Below are 16,591 nucleotides of genomic sequence, written 5' to 3'. Positions count from 1 at the left end.
TCAGCGATATGCGAACGGTGCGGCGGGGATTTCCCCGCCGTTTTCGTTTCAGCGACGTCAAAGGGGAACATGAACAATGACCACAACGATCCGTCCGCTACAACCATCCGACCGCGCCGCCTGGGAGCCGCTTTGGGCCGGCTATCAGCGCTTCTACGAGGTCGTCATTGCGCCGGAGACGACGGATCTGACCTGGGGTCGCTTTCAGGATCCCGCCGAGGACATGCACGCGCTCGGCGCGTTCGACGATAGCGGCCGCCTCGTCGGCATCGTCCACGCCATCTTCCATCGCTCGACTTGGTTGCCAAAGAGGACCTGCTATCTGCAGGATCTCTATGTCGACGACACGCAGCGCGGTCTCGGCACCGGCGCGTCTCTCATCGACGCCGTCGCCGATCTCGCCCGTGAACATGGTGCCGGTCGACTCTACTGGATGACGCACGAAACAAACGCAACGGCGCGAAAACTCTACGACAGGATCGCCGAGCGATCTGGCTTCATCCAATATCGCAAGGCGCTCTAAATAGTTGCGGACTTTGCGCTGGACCTCTCTGTCCTATCTCCCTGGTGGCCGGGCTTGATACACTATGTTCGGATCCAGGAACGCAAACAGAAAATGAGGAGGAGTGCATGGCAGACGAACTAATATTCTATACCAACCCCATGTCGCGTGGTCGCATCGCCCGCTGGATGCTGGAGGAGACAGGCGTACCGTACAAAACAGAGATCATGACCTTTGGCGGAACCATGAAGTCGCCGGAGTACCTTGCCGTCAACCCGATGGGCAAGGTTCCCGCGGTCCGGCATGGCAAGACGGTCGTCACCGAGTGCGCCGCAATCTGCGCTTACCTCGCTGACGCCTTCCCCGAGGCAGACCTTGCGCCAACGCCGGATGAACGCGGCAGCTACTATCGCTGGATGTTCTTTACCGCCGGACCGCTCGAAGCCGCAGCCACCAACAAGGCATTGGGCTTTGAAACGCCTCCCGACAAAGCCCGGATGGCGGGATATGGCAGATTCGCCGATGTGATGAACACGCTGGAGCACGCCGTCAGTACCACGCCCTACGTTGCCGGAGATCGCTTCACGGCGGCCGACGTCTACGTCGGCTCGCATATTGGCTGGGGCCTGGGCTTCGGCACCATCGAGAAGCGGCAGGCCTTTGTCGATTATCTCGGCCGAGTCACCGATCGCCCGGCCCATAAGCGCGCCGTCGCAATCGATGACGAGGCCATGAAGATCGCCCAGTAGCGGCCAGAGGCTCAGGCAATCGGCAAGTGGATGTCAGTCAAAAGCTCGGTCGGCGGCACATCGCGTGGGTTGTTGAGATACTCCTCGAACATCACACTGTCGCGAAGCTGCCGGCCTGAAGCGGGCAACCATTCCGCATAGAGCCACTGGTAAGCCTTATGCATGTCAGCATAGGGGCCTTTGTGGCGCTGCACCGCATACTCCCCGCCGTCCAGCACGCGGCGTTCGAACGGCGCCGCGGGGGAAATCTCGCCGTCGGTGGTCACACATGCGACCGACCGCAGCTTTTCGGCCGGCACAATGTCGGGATCGTCGAGATAGACACCAATCATGCGCATCGTAGGCTTGGCAAGCCCACGCGCATAGAGCGTGCCGAACAAGGTCTCGAACGCCTGGCTGATCTGCATGTACGAGCCGACATGCGGCACGCCAAGCAATTGAATTGGTTCAATCTTCCGTGAGGTAATGTCAAACATCGCTGCAGTCTTTCCGTTGGGTAAGGGATCAAAGGCTTTGTGGCTTCCCTCTTTCCGGTATTGCGCCGGCGGCATGCCGTAGACCGATTTGAAGATACGGTTGAAGGACTGGAGGTTGGGATAGCCCGATCGCTTAGTTCCGCCAATGAAAAGGCGGGGACCTGCCCCGCCTTCCAAAGAGTTTCGTGCGAACGTCAGTTCGCTCAGCTTGCCAGCGCGACCGCCACAGCCTCGATCGCCTCGTCCGCCTTTGCCCCATCCGGGCCGCCCGCCTGCGCCATATCGGGACGACCGCCGCCGCCCTTGCCGCCAAGAGCAGCCGACGCGACGCGAACGAGATCGACGGCGCTGAACCGGCCCGTCAAGTCCGGGGTCACTGCAACGACTGCGCTTGCTTTGCCGTCTTCGGCAACGCCGATCAGCGCGACGACGCCGGAACCGAGGCTCGCCTTGCCGTCATCCGCGAGACCCTTGAGATCTTTGGGATCCACGCCCGAGATCGCCTTGCCGAGGAATTTCACACCGGCGACATCACGGACCGCATCGGCAGAACCGCCCTGCCCGCCGCCCATCGCAAGCTTGCGCTTGGCTTCGGCCAGTTCGCGCTCCAGCTTGCGGCGTTCATCCATCAGCACCTCGACACGAGCAAGAACATCGGCAGGCTGCACCTTGAGCGACGTCGCAAGCGATTTGACGCGCTCGTCCTGTTCCGCCAGGTATTCGCGCGCGGACTCGCCGGTGACCGCCTCGATACGGCGCACGCCAGCGCCAACCGCACTTTCGCCCAGAACGCGGATCAGGCCGATCTGACCGGTCGCGCCGACATGCGTGCCACCGCAAAGCTCGATCGAATAAGGCTTGCCCGCCTTGCCGCCGCGCACGCCCTGGCCCATGGCGACGACGCGAACTTCGTCGCCGTATTTTTCGCCGAACAGCGCCATGGCGCCCTCGGCAATCGCGTCATCGACGCTCATCAGGCGGGTTGTGACCGGCGAATTCTGCAGCACGATTTCGTTCGCCATGTCTTCGACGACCTTCAGCTCGTCCGCGGTCATCGGCTTCGGATGCGAAACGTCGAAGCGCAGGCGCTCGGGGGCGACCAATGAGCCTTTCTGGGTGACATGGGTACCGAGCACTTCGCGCAGCGCCTCGTGCAGCAAGTGCGTGGCGGAGTGGTTGGCGCGCAGGCGCGAGCGGCGCGAATGGTCGACCGTCAACGCCACCGCATCGCCTGCCTTCACGCTACCTTCGACGACGCAGCCGATGTGGACAAAGAGGCCCTCGCCCCTCTTTTGTGTATCCGTGATCTCGATCTTGGCCGTATCAGAGGTAATGACGCCAGTATCGCCCATCTGGCCGCCGGACTCGCCGTAGAACGGCGTTTGGTTGACGACGATCTGAACTTTGTCCCCGGCCGACGCAGACGCGACCGACGCACCGTCCTTCACAAGGGCCTGAACAACGCCTTCTGCGGTCTCGGTATCGTAGCCGAGAAACTCCGACGCGCCGTGTTTTTCCTTGAGTTCAAACCAGATCGTCTCGGTAGCCTTGTCGCCGGAGCCAGCCCAATGCGAGCGTGCTTCGGCTTTCTGGCGTTCCATCGCGTCGGTGAAGCCCGATATGTCGACACCGATTTCGCGGGCGCGAAGCGCATCCTGCGTCAGGTCGAGCGGGAAGCCATAGGTGTCGTAGAGCTTGAACGCCGTCTCGCCATCGAGCATGTCACCCTTGCCGAGCGTCGTCGTGGCATCGGACAGCAGCGAGAGGCCACGCTCCAGCGTCTTGCGGAAGCGGGTTTCCTCAAGCTTGAGCGTCTCGGAGATCAGCGATTCCGCACGGACCAGCTCCGGATATGCACGCCCCATCTCCTGAACGAGCGCCGGGAGCAGCTTCCAGATCAACGGTTCCCGGGCGCCGAGCAGCTCGGCATGCCGCATAGCGCGGCGCATGATGCGACGAAGCACATAGCCGCGGCCTTCGTTCGAGGGCAACACGCCATCGGCAATCAGGAACGCTGAGGAACGCAGGTGGTCGGCAATGACGCGGTGGCTTGCACGCCGCTCGCCCTCTGCCCTTACGCCTGTCACTTCTTCCGAAGCCTCAATCAGAGCCCGGAACAGGTCGATGTCGTAGTTGTCATGCTTGCCCTGCAGAACAGCGGCAACGCGCTCCAGCCCCATTCCCGTGTCGATCGACGGACGCGGAAGGTCGATGCGCTCATCCTTCATGACCTGCTCGTACTGCATGAAGACGAGGTTCCAAATCTCGATGAAGCGGTCGCCGTCTTCTTCCGGCGAGCCGGGAGGGCCACCCCAGATATGATCACCGTGGTCATAGAAGATTTCCGAGCAAGGGCCGCACGGGCCGGTATCGCCCATCGCCCAGAAATTGTCGCTGGTCGGGATGCGGATGATCTTCTCGTCCGGCAGACCCGCAATTTTCTTCCAGAGGTTAAAGGCCTCGTCGTCCGTATGGTAGACGGTGACCAACAACCGCTTGGCGTCGATCGCAAATTCCTTGGTGATCAGGTTCCAGGCGAGCTCGATCGCCCGCTCCTTGAAGTAGTCGCCAAAAGAGAAATTGCCGAGCATCTCGAAGAAGGTGTGATGGCGCGCGGTATAGCCGACATTATCGAGGTCGTTATGCTTGCCGCCGGCACGGACGCACTTCTGGGCTGTCGAGGCGGTCTTGTACAGGCGCTGCTCCAGGCCGGTGAAAACGTTCTTGAACTGCACCATGCCGGCATTGGTGAACATCAGCGTCGGATCGTTGCGTGGCACCAATGGGCTCGACGGAACGATTTCATGGCCGTTCTTCTTGAAGTAGTCGAGGAAGGTCGACCGGATATCATTCACACCGCTCATGCTATGCCCTTCAATGCTGCCAATAGGCAGGTCAAATCTTAAATCCAGTGGCTTTTATCGCTCGCATTAACCACTGTCCAGCCGACAAACAAAACCGGCCGCATTCTGATCGAGAATGCGGCCGGTTTCGAACTGTTCGGAACCTGTTGGGAACTATCCTTCGACGTCGTCCCCATCATTTGCATCAGGCCCACCATTCTGCAGGAAGCGGTCGGCGATCAGTCCAGCATTCTGACGAAGCGATGCTTCGATCTCGCGTAGGACCTCCGGATTGTCGCGCAGGAAAATCTTCGCGTTTTCGCGACCCTGACCGAGGCGCTGACTGTTATAGGAGAACCAGGCACCTGATTTCTCGACGATACCGGCCTTCACGCCGAGGTCGACCAACTCGCCGGTCTTGGACACGCCTTCGCCATACATGATGTCGAATTCGACCTGCTTGAAGGGAGGCGCCATCTTGTTCTTGACGACCTTGACGCGCGTCTGGTTGCCGATCACCTCTTCGCGTTCCTTGACCGCGCCGATACGGCGAATGTCGAGACGAACGGAAGCATAAAACTTCAGCGCGTTACCGCCGGTCGTCGTTTCCGGCGAGCCGAACATAACGCCGATCTTCATGCGGATCTGGTTGATGAAGATGACCATGGTCTTCGACTTCGAAATCGAAGCCGTCAGCTTGCGCAGCGCCTGGCTCATCAGTCGTGCCTGAAGGCCCGGCAGGCTATCGCCCATTTCACCTTCGATTTCAGCGCGCGGCGTCAGCGCAGCCACGGAGTCGACAACGAGCACGTCGATGGCGCCGGAGCGCACCAGCGTATCGGTAATCTCGAGGGCCTGCTCGCCGGTATCCGGCTGGGAGATCAGAAGGTTCTGCAGATCGACGCCAAGCTTGCGGGCATAGACCGGATCGAGCGCGTGTTCGGCGTCGACAAAGGCGCAGATACCGCCCTTTTTCTGGCTTTCCGCAATCGTCTGCAGTGCCAGCGTCGTCTTGCCCGAGCTTTCCGGCCCGTAAATCTCGATGATGCGTCCCTTCGGCAGTCCGCCGATACCGAGCGCAATATCGAGCCCGAGAGAGCCCGTCGAGACCGTCTCGATCTCGACCACGCTCTCGTTCGAGCCCAGCTTCATGATAGAGCCCTTGCCGAACGACCGCTCGATCTGTGAGAGTGCCGCTTCAAGTGCCTTGCTTTTGTCCACCGATTTGTCCTCTACAAGCCGCAATGTATTCTGTGACATTCGATCCACCTTTAGGTTATTGAAGCCGCTCAAGCAATGTCGCCGCCGATCTCGATTTTGTACCGTATTTGTTCTCATCGCGCAAGCGAGGTTCAAATAATTGAAAGAAAAAGGTAAAATAGCCTGTGTTCTACATTTGTTTTAGTAATGGAAAGCAACGGCTTAGAGATAGGGCACTCGTCGCCAACCCGACGGCGGCGGCGGGACGATTCGTATCTTTCCGGCGATGCAGGACGATGAAATGAAGCAGAAGATTCTTGTCCTCGGCGGCGCACACATCGACAGGCGCGGACGCATTTCTGGCGGCACGGTGGCCGGCGCCAGCAATCCGGGCTCATGGTTCGAGGAGCCAGGCGGCGGCGGCTTCAATGCGGCGCGCAACCTTGCCCGGCTGGGCTTCGACGTGACGATGATCTCGCCCCGTGGCGGCGATCCGGTCGGCGAGATGGTCAGCGAGGCGGCCGATTTCGCAGGCGTTCACGATCGCCCCTTCGTTTTCTTGGATCGGAAGACGCCGAGTTATACTGCCATCATCGAGAACGACGGAAACCTGGTGATTGCCCTTGCCGACATGGATCTCTACCGCATGTTCATGCCGCGCCGGCTCTCGATCCGCGCCGTCCGCGATGCCTTTGCCGCGACTGATTTCATCCTCTTCGATGCCAACCTGCCGGCAGACACCCTGGCGTCGATCGTCGAGCGCGCCAAAGCGCTCGGCAAGCCGGTGGGCGCGATCGCAATCTCACCGGCGAAGGCAATCAAGCTGAAGCCGTGCATTCAAGGGATAGACTATCTTTTCCTCAACGAGGCAGAGGCCGCCGCGCTGACGGGCGAACGCCCCAACGATCCGGCGCACTGGCCATCACTGCTGGGTGACATCGGTTTGCGTGGCGGCGTCGTCACGCGCGGCCAGCGCGAGCTGATCGCCTTTGCGGATCGCCGCGTCGTTGCCCTGCAGCCGGCAAACCTCGAAGGCGTCGCAGATGTCACAGGCGCCGGCGACTCGCTCGCGGCCGGCGTTATTTCGGGATTGATGCGCGGGATTCCCTTGGCCGATGCCGTTCGGGAGGGCGCCGCTGCCGCAGCTCTTACGGTACAGTCTCCGCACGCCGTCAATGAAAACCTCTCCCCGGAGTTGGTCAGGGAGACACTTTCGCTTGTTCCACCGGCGAGAATTTTGCATTGAAGGCAATACCGACGAAATGGAAGAGACAATGACGAAACCGATCTCCCCCCTGCTGCCGATCGCCTATTCCAAAGAGGTCGCAAGCGCCAAGCAGCGCGGCGCGCCGATTGTGGCGCTCGAATCGACCATCATCACGCATGGCATGCCCTACCCCGGCAACATCGAGATGGCCCGCAGCGTCGAGGCGCTCATTCGTGAGGAGGGGGCCGTCCCGGCCACCATCGCAGTCATTCACGGTACGCTGCACATCGGCCTCGAAGCCGATCAGCTGGAGCAGCTGGCGCAGGCCAAGGATGTCCTGAAGGTCTCGCGCGCCGACCTCGCCTTTGCGATCGCCGAGCGCCGTCACGGGGCAACGACCGTGGCAGCTACGATGATCGCCGCAGAGCGTGCCGGCATCAAGGTCTTCGCCACCGGTGGCATCGGTGGCGTCCACCGCGGTGCCGAGGAAAGCTTCGATGTCTCCGCCGACCTCGAGGAACTTGGCCGCACCGGCGTCATCGTCGTTTGCGCCGGCGCCAAGGCAATCCTCGACATTCCGAAGACCCTGGAAGTGCTCGAAACCGCGGGCGTGCCCGTTGTCACCTATGAAAGCGAGGAATTCCCCGCCTTCTGGTCGCGCGCCTCCGGATTGCGTAGTCCGCTCACGCTCAACAGCCCGGCCGCAATCGCCAACTTCCAGACGGTGCGCGAGCAGCTTGGCATCGACGGAGGCATGCTGATTGCCAACCCCGTGCCGGAGGCAGACGAGATCCCGTGGGAGGAAATGGAGATCTACATCGAGCGGGCGCTCGACAGCGCCGAACGCGACGAAATCAGCGGCAAGGAGGTCACTCCTTACCTGCTCAGCACCATCTTTGACCTGACCGACGGCCAGAGCCTTAAGACCAACATCGCGCTGGTGGAAAACAATGCCCGACTGGCGGCAGAAATTGCCGTCGCGCTCGCAGGATGATCGTTTGAAAAGGGGCGCCGCGGCGCCCCTTAGCTGTCGAGCGTCTCCTTGACGACGACAGCAAGCTGCTTCAGGGAGAACGGCTTCGGCAGGAAGCCGAACTTGGAATCCGGCGGCAGGTTGCGCGCGAATGCATCTTCGGCATAGCCCGAAACGAAGATGAACTTCAGGTCCGGATAGTTCTTGCGCAGTTCGCGCAGCAGCGATGGACCATCCATCTCCGGCATGACCACATCCGAGACGACGATGTCGACCTTGCCCTCGAGCTCGTCCATGATATCGAGCGCCTCGACGCCAGAGCCGGCCTCGTAAACCGTATAGCCGCGGGTCTCGAGCATGCGCTTGCCGCCCCGGCGTACTGCTTCCTCATCCTCGACGAGCAGAATGACGGCAGATCCCGTCAGATCCTCGGGTTGCTCCGACGGTGTCGACGCCTGTCCAGCGGGCGCGCCCATGGCGGGCGTGACAGCGTCAGCTTCCGCGGCAACGGCCAGCTCGACAATGTGGCGCGGCAAGAAGACGCGGAAAGTCGTACCCTTGCCGACTTCCGACTCCGGCTGAATGTAGCCGCCCGACTGCTTGACGATGCCGTAGACCATCGCGAGACCAAGGCCCGTTCCCTTGCCCACCTCCTTCGTCGTGAAGAAGGGTTCGAAGATCTTGTCCATGATCTCGGGCGCGATACCGGTCCCGTTGTCTGAGACCTCGATGAGAACCATGTCCTCGTGCGGCATGTAGGAGTAATTGAATGCTGCCACCTCCTCCGCCGTTGCGTTCTTCGTGCGAAGCGTGAGCTTGCCGCCCTGCGGCATGGCATCGCGCGCGTTGACGCAGAGGTTGATAAGCACCTGCTCGAACTGCGACAGATCGGTCTTAACAGGCCAGAGATCGCGGCCGTACTCGACGTCAAGCTTCACATTCGTACCGGAAAGCAGGCGGTCGACCAGCATCCTGAGGTCGCCGACCACATCGGTCAGATTGAGCACCGTCGGCCGCATCGTCTGCTTGCGCGAGAACGCCAGCAGTTGCCGAACGAGCACGGCGGCACGATTGGCGTTGCGCTTGATTTCCATCAGGTCGGCAAAGCCAGGGTCGGCCGGTCGCGCCTGCAGCAGCAAATGATCGGAGGACAGCAAAATGGCCGTCAGAACGTTGTTGAAGTCGTGCGCGATGCCGCCGGCCAGGGTGCCGACGGCGTTCATCTTCTGCGTCTGCGCCATCTGCGCCTCGAGCGCCTTCTGCTCCGTCACCTCGACGGCATAGACGATCGCGGCCTCTTCCGGCGCCTCATCGCTCTGGTCGATCACCGCATTGACGTAGAAACGGAAATGGCGGGCTTCATCCGTTGGCGTGCGGGAGTCTATTGGAGGGATATCGCCCTGCCGGTCCTTTGCCGCCGCAAGCGCCTGCTGCAGCTTCGACTTGTCACTGTCCTGAACAATGACTTCGAGCAAAGCGCCGTTCTCCACATCATTCCGGGAGACTATCCCGGAAAACAGCTTCAGGAACGGCGCGTTGGTGCGCAGGATGCGGCCTTCGCCGTCCACCGAGGCAATCGCCATCGGCGTGTTGTTGAAGAAACGGGTGAACCGCATCGCGGCCGCCGACGCGGACTGATCGCTCTCACCGCTCTTCTGGCGCGTGAGCACAATCGACCGGCTTTCTCCAGGCGCACCATCGCGCATCGACGTCACGCTGTGGACGATCTGCGCCGGCAGGCTCTGACCGTTCATCTTCTTCAGGTCGAGATCGAGCGTCACGGTCTTCTTCAGACCCGGATCGGCCTGCACCGACTGAATGAGTGCAAGTCCCTCGCCGGCAACGAAATCGCCAATCGTTACCGAACCGGGAACGAATTTGGTGAGATCGATGCCGAGCCATTCCGCCAGTGTTGCGTTGAGATAGAAGATCTCCCCTTTGCGGCCGGCTGAAAAGAACCCGGCCGGTGCGTGGTCGAGATAGTCGATCGCATTCTGTAACTCCTTGAAGAACCGCTCCTGGTCGTCGCGCTCGGAGGTGATGTCGCTGATTTGCCAGATATACAGCGGCTTACGCCCGATCTCCTCGCTGTGCAGGCTCCGCGCTTTCAGGCGGTACCAATGCGCTCCCGCACCGTTCGTCGAAGGGCCAAGCGACCGCAACAGGCGGAATTCCTCGCTACCCTCTCGGCCTTCGCGCAGCCCGTTGGAGAGACGATAGAGCGCTTCGTTCGACTCCCGATGCCGCGACAGCAGCGCTTCCAGTGTCTGAACCTCCGTCGACTTGCGGGCACCGGTCAATTCGCCGTAGGCCGCATTCGCATAAACGATGCGACCCTTCTCATCAGTTATCAGAGACCCATCGGGGTGGCTGTTCAAGAATGCTCGCGCCAGGCTGTCGGACTGCCGTTGTGGCATGACTTCGATAAAGCCGATCACCGACGACACGAGGAAGAAAATCCCGACCATGGCAAGCACGCCGAGAACGCCGAGTACCATTTCGTTGTCCAGAGAACTCTTGAAAACGACAAACGCGGCGGCTGCGCCGATGAGCACAAGCGCAAGCAGGATGATGCGCAAAGCCGTTCCCGTGCGCCCCCCGCGGTCCAAGAGCGGTTCGCTATAATCGTCGGCCTGACGCGGTCTCGTCATCTATTCCCTCGCATGGCCTGCCGGGCTTCACTCGTAACAGGGAGACAAAGCAGGAATCAGGCGCCTTTTCCTTCTTACCAATTTGCGGTCTCCGCAAAAACACTGGTCTCTGTGAAGACTGATTGAATTCACAAAGAAGAGCGCCAATTTCGCCATTAAAATGCGTTGTTAAGAAAGCATGTTCGAATTCCACTTCGGGTTGGCATGACTGGACAAGGCCAACGGGACTTGTCTACGAAGTGGTAAAGTCGCCAGCTGGTTCAAAACCGCGAAGGGAGTAAGCCAATATGTTCGATGATCTCATGGGAGCCTATGGGAGCCGCTTCCTTCTCGCCGCCGGCGGCGTCGGCATAGCTCTATTGCTGCTGATTGTCGTGCTCTGGATCATGCGCAGCCGCGCGCCTTCGCCCTTTGTGCGCGGCGGCCGCAATCGCCAGCCGCGGCTGCAGGTTCTTGATGCGGCGGCTGTCGATGCGCGCAGGCGTCTCGTCCTCGTCCGGCGGGACGACGTCGAGCATCTGATCATGATCGGCGGACCGACCGATGTCGTCATCGAGAGCCGAATTGGCGAGGCTGCCGACGCGGGATCGCCTGAGACGGCGGATCAACCTGCTCGGGCTTCGGCTCCGGCTCCAGTTCCTGTCCCCGTGATGCCGCTGCAGCTCGAGGCGACGTCCGAGGCTCCAGCACCTGTTCGCATCGCGCCGGCTGAACCACAGAATGCGCCGGTCCGCAGCCACACGCCAGCTGAACCCTACGTGCCCGAACGCGCGCCGATCGAAGCCCGACCCGAGCCGGTTATCGTCGCCACGCCGCCCTCGCCTCCGCCCGTTATCGCCGAACGTGAACGTGCGCCGCGCCCGGCGCCGTCGTTCGAGCCGCGACCGGAACCGAGTCAGGCGCCTGCGCCGATCGAGGCCTCGGTTGCCGCAGACATCCTCGATTCCGCCCGCCAGCGCGTGTTGCCGCAACAGCGCACCGAGCCGCAGGTCACCCCGCCCTCCGTCCAGAACACGCTCGCGCCGGTGCAGCCCGCATCGGCATTCGTCGAAGTTGGCACGCTGGCGCCTGCAGTGCAGCCGAGCGACTTCCAGCGCATACTCGAGGAGGAGATGACGAGTACGCTTGCCGCCGAACGCATCGTGCCCGCACCACAAGCGCCCGCGGCAAGGCCTAGCCAGGCGCCTGGAAACCTGCCTCGCCGTGACCCTGACATGGCCCCGCTCACCGGCGCAGATGCCGCACTTCAGAATGAAGTCGCCCGCATCTTCGGCGAGATGAGCGTTAATCGCGACAAATAGTGGACCGACCGAACAAAGCAAAAGGGCACCGCGGTTTGCGCGGTGCCCTTTTTGTTGTCAGCATGTCGGGCTCATTCGTCCCGGTAGACCTTTTCCCGGCGCTCGTGCCGCTCTTGGGCCTCGATCGAGAGCGTCGCGATCGGTCGAGCGTCAAGCCGCTTGAGGCCGATTGGCTCGCCGGTCTCCTCGCAATAGCCGTAGGTGCCGTCTTCGATACGTTGCAGTGCTGCGTCGATCTTGGAAATCAGCTTTCTCTGGCGGTCGCGGGCACGAAGTTCGATGGCCCGGTCGGTTTCGGACGATGCCCTGTCAGCAAGATCCGGGTGGTTTGCGCTTTCCTCCGCCAGGTGGTCGAGGGTTTCGCGCGCCTCTCTCAGAATATCGTTCCTCCAGGCGACCAGCTTGGCTCTGAAGTAAGCCCGCTGATTACCGTTCATGAACTCTTCCTCTTCCGAGGGTACGTAGTTGCTAAGATCGATCTTCTCACTCAACGCGATTCTCCTGAAGAACATCTCATCTGGCGGGTGTATATCGCGAGGACTACGGTTGATTCAAGCCAAATACGCTAGGTAAACAGTTTTTTAAATCTGTCATATTTTTGAGCTAACAGACTATTTTCTCACCACTATTCCGCCGGGCGCATATTCTCCTCCCGGTAACCCCGCACTTTCCTACCCCTGATTTGGCGGCAATACCTTCCGCTACGGTTGACGCACGGGCCGCTCACCCGCTACTGAAAAAGTCCCTTCGACGTGGATTTTCCTATGGCTGCAATCACGCCTCCGCCCTCCCGGATTTATCTGCTGCGGCACGCCGAAGCCGCTTGGGCAGCGCCTGGGCAACATGATTTCGACCGCCCCCTGAGCGAGAAAGGCTACGCGGACGCCGAGATCGTCGCCGACAAGGCGGCCGACAAGGGCTATAGGCCGGATCTGCTTCTCAGTTCGACAGCGGCGCGTTGCCGGGACACGGCGGATGCTGTGCACAGGGCTATGGGCTCGACGCTCGATCTTCGATTCGTCGACGAACTTTATAATGCCTCACCGGACATCTACCTCGAGATCATCGATGCGCAAGAAGCGGCCGGCTCGGTGATGCTCGTCGGCCACAACCCGACCATGGAGCAAACGCTAGAAGTGCTGATCGGCCACGAGGCGCTTTGTCAGGCGCTGCCGACCGGCTTTCCGGCTGCCGGCCTTGCAGTTCTGGACTATGACACCAGGTTGGCAGGCTGGCGCCTTGTTGATTTCGTGATCGACTAAGGTCTTTTCGCGGAACGTCTTTTCGCATCGACCTGCGGTTCCTATATGGCTTGTCACGACTAGAACCGGAATTCCGCCTTGCCGCCCAGCCTGACCTCCTTCTCCGATGACGCGCGCATCGCCCTGGACAATCTTGCGGACCGGGCATCGGGCCTGATCAATCCCACTGTGCGCCTTGGCGTCACCGGCCTCTCGCGTTCCGGAAAGACGGTCTTTATTTCCTCTCTGGTCCACAATCTTCTGCACGGCGGCCGCCTGCCGCTCTTCGAGCCTGTGCAGTCCGGTCGTGTCTCGGCGGTGCGGCTTGAGCACCAACCGGACGATGCCGTGCCGCGCTTCCAATACGAAGATCATATCCGCTCTCTCGTGAAGGATCGCGTATGGCCCGATTCCACCCGGGCGATATCCGAATTGCGCATCACGCTCGAATATCAAAGTGCCAGCGCCTGGAACCGTCTTTTCTCGCCGGGTCGGCTGTCGATCGATATCGTCGATTATCCGGGCGAATGGCTTCTGGACTTGCCTTTGCTCGGAAAGGACTTCCGCGCGTTCAGCGAGGAAACGATCGCCTTGGCGGGAACGGGCATTCGTGCAGAACTCTCGCGCGATTGGCTGGCCCTCACCCACGCCACCGACGTTAACGCTTCAGCAGACGAAATGCGCGCCCGCGACCTCGCCACGTCTTTTGCCGATTACCTCAAGGCCTGCAAAGTCGACGAACGCTCGCTCTCCACGCTTCCGCCTGGCCGCTTTCTGCTGCCCGGCGATCTTGATGGCTCGCCCGCACTTACCTTTGCGCCGCTCACGCCTCCACCGGAAGCCAAACCGCAAAAAGGATCGCTTTGGGCGATGATGGAGCGGCGCTACGAAGCCTATAAATCGGTCGTGGTGAAGCCTTTCTTTCGCGAACATTTCGCCCGCCTCGACAGACAGATTGTGCTCGTCGATGCGCTGCAGGCCATCAACCGTGGCCCGGAGGCAGTTCAGGACCTCGAACGCGCCCTGACCGACGTTCTGGCGTGCTTTCGTCCGGGTACAAATTCCTGGCTGTCGTCATTGCTTGGCCGCCGTATCGATCGCGTACTCGTCGCGGCAACGAAGGCCGACCACCTGCACCATGAAAGCCATGACCGGCTCGACGCCCTCACCCGCCGCCTGGTCGATCGTGCCGTGCATCGCATTGGTATGGCAGGCGCAGGCATTGACGTCATGGCACTTGCCTCGGTCCGGGCCACGCGCGAAGCGACCGTGAAACGCGATGGCCATGAGCTTCCGGTTATTGTTGGAACACCGATGGAGGGTGAAACCATCGGCGCAGAATGCTTTGACGGCCTCAAGAAGACGGCGATATTTCCCGGCGACCTGCCGGAAGATCCGGAGAGCCTGTTCGAGCGCATAGAATCTGGAGACCGTGACGTCGCCCTGCCCGATGTCAGTGTCGTACGCTTTCGCCCGCCGCACCTTGAAGAGACAGGCGGCGGCATAAAGCTTTCTGTCCCGCATATTCGCCTCGACCGTGCAATGCAGTTTCTCTTCGGAGATCGCCTCGCATGATCAAGCCACCATCCGAACATCCCGCACACCGCGCGCCGGCTGCCTTTTCCTATGAGGAGGACGCACCGGCTCGGCCGACGACCGAAACCAACCGTGGCCAGCGAAGACCGGGTAGCTTTACAGACGATATCGTGTTGACCGCTGACGAGGATGATCCTTTCCTCAATCCCGAGAAGGATGTCCCTCCAATTCCGGTCGCGGTCCCGCGCAATCGCGGCACCTCGTTTGCGAAAATCGCAGCGGCCGCATTCGGCGTTCTCTTTTCGCTTGCCTTCGGCCTTTGGACTGACAGCCTTATCCGCAATCTCTTCAGTCGCGCAGATTGGCTGGGCTATACAGCGCTTGCGGCACTCGCAATCGGCATCCTGGCGGTGATCACCATCGTTATCCGTGAGACAGCCGGAATGATGCGGCTAACGGCCGTGCAGGCGATCAAGAGCGAAGCCGAGGCCGCCATGGTGGAGACGAAGCCGGCGAAGGCGCGCGCGCTGGTCAAGCGGCTGGAAACTCTGCTCTCCGGCAAGCCCGAGACGGCCAAGGGCCGCGCCGCGCTGAAAGCGACAGAGGGCGATATCATCGACGCGCCGCATCTCATCGCCCTCGCAGAACGCGAGCTTCTGGCGCCCCTCGACCGGCAGGCGCGGGCCTTGATCGTCAATGCCTCGAAGCGAGTCTCCATCGTCACCGCCGTCAGCCCGCGTGCCATCGTCGACTTGCTCTACGTGCTTTATGAGGCCGCCCGACTCGTCCGGGCTATGGCGGATCTCTACGGAGGGCGGCCGGGAACGCTCGGCATGATCAGGCTCATGCGAGACGTTCTGGCGCATCTTGCCGTGACCGGCTCGATCGCGGTCGGCGATAGCCTCGTGCAGCAGGTGCTTGGCCATGGGCTGGCGTCGAAGCTGTCGGCACGCCTCGGCGAAGGCGTCATCAACGGCCTGATGACCGCCCGCATCGGAATCGCCGCCATGGACCTTTGCCGTCCCCTTTCGTTCCATGCCCTGAAACGGCCGGGAATCGGCGACTTCATTGGGGATCTCACGCCATCCATGACATCGCGTGATAAGAATTCCTGAAAATTGACAGCTTTGTCGTGCTTGCCACGCGCTAAACGACACGCGAAAATACTTGCCATGAATTCAAGGTGCTAGCGCTCCGGTATCGGCGTACGGCGGCTGCGGAACGCGCTGTTGTTCAGCGCTTTCAGGCTCACAGGAAACCAACCGTTAACCATTTTTCGGCAAAACTTGGGTCCAGTTAAGCGATGGTGTCGCTAGGGAAAATCCATGTATTCACGCAAGTTTCTTCTTCTTTTCGGACTGGCTGCGGTGGCGTTGTCACCAGTCGCCGACATGGCTCCGTCGGCAACAGCGGCAACACGTGACAAAGCCTTCTTCGAGTCCGTTGCCGGCGCCTGGAGAGGCCCCGGCGAGATCGTTGCCGGCAAGTACAAAGGCACGAAATTCACCTGCAATCTCGTCGGCGAACCGGTGAGCGCTGGCGGCACTGGCATCAAGCTTGACGGAAGCTGCAGGGTCGGCGTCTTCAAGCAGCCGATGACCGCGCTCATCACCCAGTCTGGCAATTCCTACAAGGGCAAATTCCTTGATGGCGCCGATGGCAAGGGACTCGACGTTATATCAGGTGCCGTTACCCAGGATACCGTGGTCGTCGGCCTCAACCGTTCCAAGCTTAACGGCGCCATGATTGCCCGCGTCCGCGACGACAAAACCATGAACGTTACCGTTTCGGTCAAGGTCGAAAGCCAGATGATCCCTGTTATCGGCCTGACGCTCACGCGCCAAGTCGACGAAATCACCGTCGGTTCTGTCGAATAGGTTTTTGGTCCGCGCCTTTTGAAGCGGCGGACTCT

At 60.9% G+C, this 16,591-nt stretch carries 13 protein-coding genes and 1 pseudogene; 9 read left to right on the top strand and 5 right to left on the bottom strand.

The genetic code is table 11. From position 1 onward, the window contains the following. Positions 1-76 precede the first annotated feature (76 nt). Positions 77-523, top strand: a complete 447-nt coding sequence (locus LPU83_RS49580) for a GNAT family N-acetyltransferase (protein ID WP_024312762.1) — start codon at positions 77-79, stop codon at positions 521-523. Between the two features lie 107 nt (positions 524-630). Further along, positions 631-1,251, top strand: a complete 621-nt coding sequence (locus LPU83_RS49575) for a glutathione S-transferase family protein (RefSeq protein ID WP_024312763.1) — start codon at positions 631-633, stop codon at positions 1,249-1,251. An 11-nt stretch (positions 1,252-1,262) separates the two neighbouring features. On the opposite strand, the pseudogene LPU83_RS49570 reads toward LPU83_RS49575, so the two are convergent. The 3 genes and pseudogenes from LPU83_RS49570 to recA all read right to left on the bottom strand — a co-directional run. Then, positions 1,263-1,862: pseudogene (locus LPU83_RS49570) on the bottom strand (AraC family transcriptional regulator); the annotation flags it as partial. Between the two features lie 68 nt (positions 1,863-1,930). Next, positions 1,931-4,591 (bottom strand): alanine--tRNA ligase, encoded by a 2,661-nt coding sequence (alaS, locus tag LPU83_RS49565; RefSeq protein ID WP_024312765.1) that lies wholly within the window; start codon positions 4,589-4,591, stop codon positions 1,931-1,933. Between the two features lie 153 nt (positions 4,592-4,744). After that, on the bottom strand, positions 4,745-5,830 hold the full coding sequence (recA, locus tag LPU83_RS49560) for a recombinase RecA (protein WP_024312766.1): 1,086 nt from the start codon (positions 5,828-5,830) through the stop codon (positions 4,745-4,747). A gap of 241 nt (positions 5,831-6,071) precedes the next feature. Here recA and LPU83_RS49555 point away from each other — a divergent pair, with 241 nt between their 5' ends. Next, positions 6,072-7,016, top strand: a complete 945-nt coding sequence (locus LPU83_RS49555) for a carbohydrate kinase family protein (RefSeq protein WP_024312767.1) — start codon at positions 6,072-6,074, stop codon at positions 7,014-7,016. A 28-nt stretch (positions 7,017-7,044) separates the two neighbouring features. After that, on the top strand, positions 7,045-7,971 hold the full coding sequence (locus tag LPU83_RS49550; protein WP_024312768.1) for a pseudouridine-5'-phosphate glycosidase: 927 nt from the start codon (positions 7,045-7,047) through the stop codon (positions 7,969-7,971). Between the two features lie 29 nt (positions 7,972-8,000). On the opposite strand, the gene cckA is transcribed toward LPU83_RS49550, so the two are convergent. Then, positions 8,001-10,601 carry a cell cycle histidine kinase CckA gene (cckA, locus tag LPU83_RS49545; protein ID WP_024312769.1) on the bottom strand — a complete coding sequence of 867 codons (2,601 nt, stop codon included), beginning with the start codon at positions 10,599-10,601 and terminating at the stop codon, positions 8,001-8,003. Between the two features lie 287 nt (positions 10,602-10,888). On the opposite strand from cckA, the gene LPU83_RS49540 reads away from it, so the two are divergent. Next, positions 10,889-11,902 (top strand): flagellar biosynthetic protein FliO, encoded by a 1,014-nt coding sequence (locus LPU83_RS49540; RefSeq protein WP_024312770.1) that lies wholly within the window; start codon positions 10,889-10,891, stop codon positions 11,900-11,902. A 71-nt stretch (positions 11,903-11,973) separates the two neighbouring features. On the opposite strand, the gene dksA is transcribed toward LPU83_RS49540, so the two are convergent. Then, positions 11,974-12,393, bottom strand: a complete 420-nt coding sequence (gene dksA / locus LPU83_RS49535; RefSeq protein WP_024312771.1) for an RNA polymerase-binding protein DksA — start codon at positions 12,391-12,393, stop codon at positions 11,974-11,976. 273 nt (positions 12,394-12,666) lie between these two features. Between dksA and LPU83_RS49530 the strand changes: the two genes are divergently transcribed. The 4 genes from LPU83_RS49530 (at position 12,667) to LPU83_RS49515 (ending at position 16,556) form a co-directional block, all read left to right on the top strand. Continuing rightward, complete coding sequence (locus LPU83_RS49530; RefSeq protein ID WP_024312772.1) at positions 12,667-13,164, top strand: SixA phosphatase family protein; 498 nt, start codon at positions 12,667-12,669, stop codon at positions 13,162-13,164. A gap of 78 nt (positions 13,165-13,242) precedes the next feature. After that, positions 13,243-14,718 carry a YcjX family GTP-binding protein gene (locus tag LPU83_RS49525; RefSeq protein ID WP_024312773.1) on the top strand — a complete coding sequence of 492 codons (1,476 nt, stop codon included), beginning with the start codon at positions 13,243-13,245 and terminating at the stop codon, positions 14,716-14,718. Next, positions 14,715-15,794, top strand: coding sequence for a YcjF family protein (locus LPU83_RS49520; RefSeq protein ID WP_024312774.1), 1,080 nt, complete (start codon positions 14,715-14,717; stop codon positions 15,792-15,794). Before LPU83_RS49525 ends, LPU83_RS49520 begins: the two co-directional genes overlap by 4 nt. 210 nt (positions 15,795-16,004) lie before the next feature. Further along, positions 16,005-16,556 (top strand): hypothetical protein, encoded by a 552-nt coding sequence (locus LPU83_RS49515; RefSeq protein WP_024312775.1) that lies wholly within the window; start codon positions 16,005-16,007, stop codon positions 16,554-16,556. Positions 16,557-16,591: the final 35 nt, after the last annotated feature.

The organism is Rhizobium favelukesii (assembly GCF_000577275.2).
GTDB lineage: Bacteria > Pseudomonadota > Alphaproteobacteria > Rhizobiales > Rhizobiaceae > Rhizobium > Rhizobium favelukesii.
This window is presented reverse-complemented; position numbering and strand designations above follow the sequence as displayed.

Coding starts and splice junctions, on each gene's coding strand:
- LPU83_RS49555 (WP_024312767.1), top strand. CDS start 6,072: ATGAAGCAGAAGATTCTTGTCCTCGGCGGCGCACACATCGACAGGCGC.
- recA (WP_024312766.1), bottom strand. CDS start 5,830: ATGTCACAGAATACATTGCGGCTTGTAGAGGACAAATCGGTGGACAAA.
- LPU83_RS49520 (WP_024312774.1), top strand. CDS start 14,715: ATGATCAAGCCACCATCCGAACATCCCGCACACCGCGCGCCGGCTGCC.
- LPU83_RS49540 (WP_024312770.1), top strand. CDS start 10,889: ATGTTCGATGATCTCATGGGAGCCTATGGGAGCCGCTTCCTTCTCGCC.
- cckA (WP_024312769.1), bottom strand. CDS start 10,601: ATGACGAGACCGCGTCAGGCCGACGATTATAGCGAACCGCTCTTGGAC.
- LPU83_RS49530 (WP_024312772.1), top strand. CDS start 12,667: ATGGCTGCAATCACGCCTCCGCCCTCCCGGATTTATCTGCTGCGGCAC.
- alaS (WP_024312765.1), bottom strand. CDS start 4,591: ATGAGCGGTGTGAATGATATCCGGTCGACCTTCCTCGACTACTTCAAG.
- LPU83_RS49515 (WP_024312775.1), top strand. CDS start 16,005: ATGTATTCACGCAAGTTTCTTCTTCTTTTCGGACTGGCTGCGGTGGCG.
- LPU83_RS49550 (WP_024312768.1), top strand. CDS start 7,045: ATGACGAAACCGATCTCCCCCCTGCTGCCGATCGCCTATTCCAAAGAG.
- LPU83_RS49575 (WP_024312763.1), top strand. CDS start 631: ATGGCAGACGAACTAATATTCTATACCAACCCCATGTCGCGTGGTCGC.
- LPU83_RS49580 (WP_024312762.1), top strand. CDS start 77: ATGACCACAACGATCCGTCCGCTACAACCATCCGACCGCGCCGCCTGG.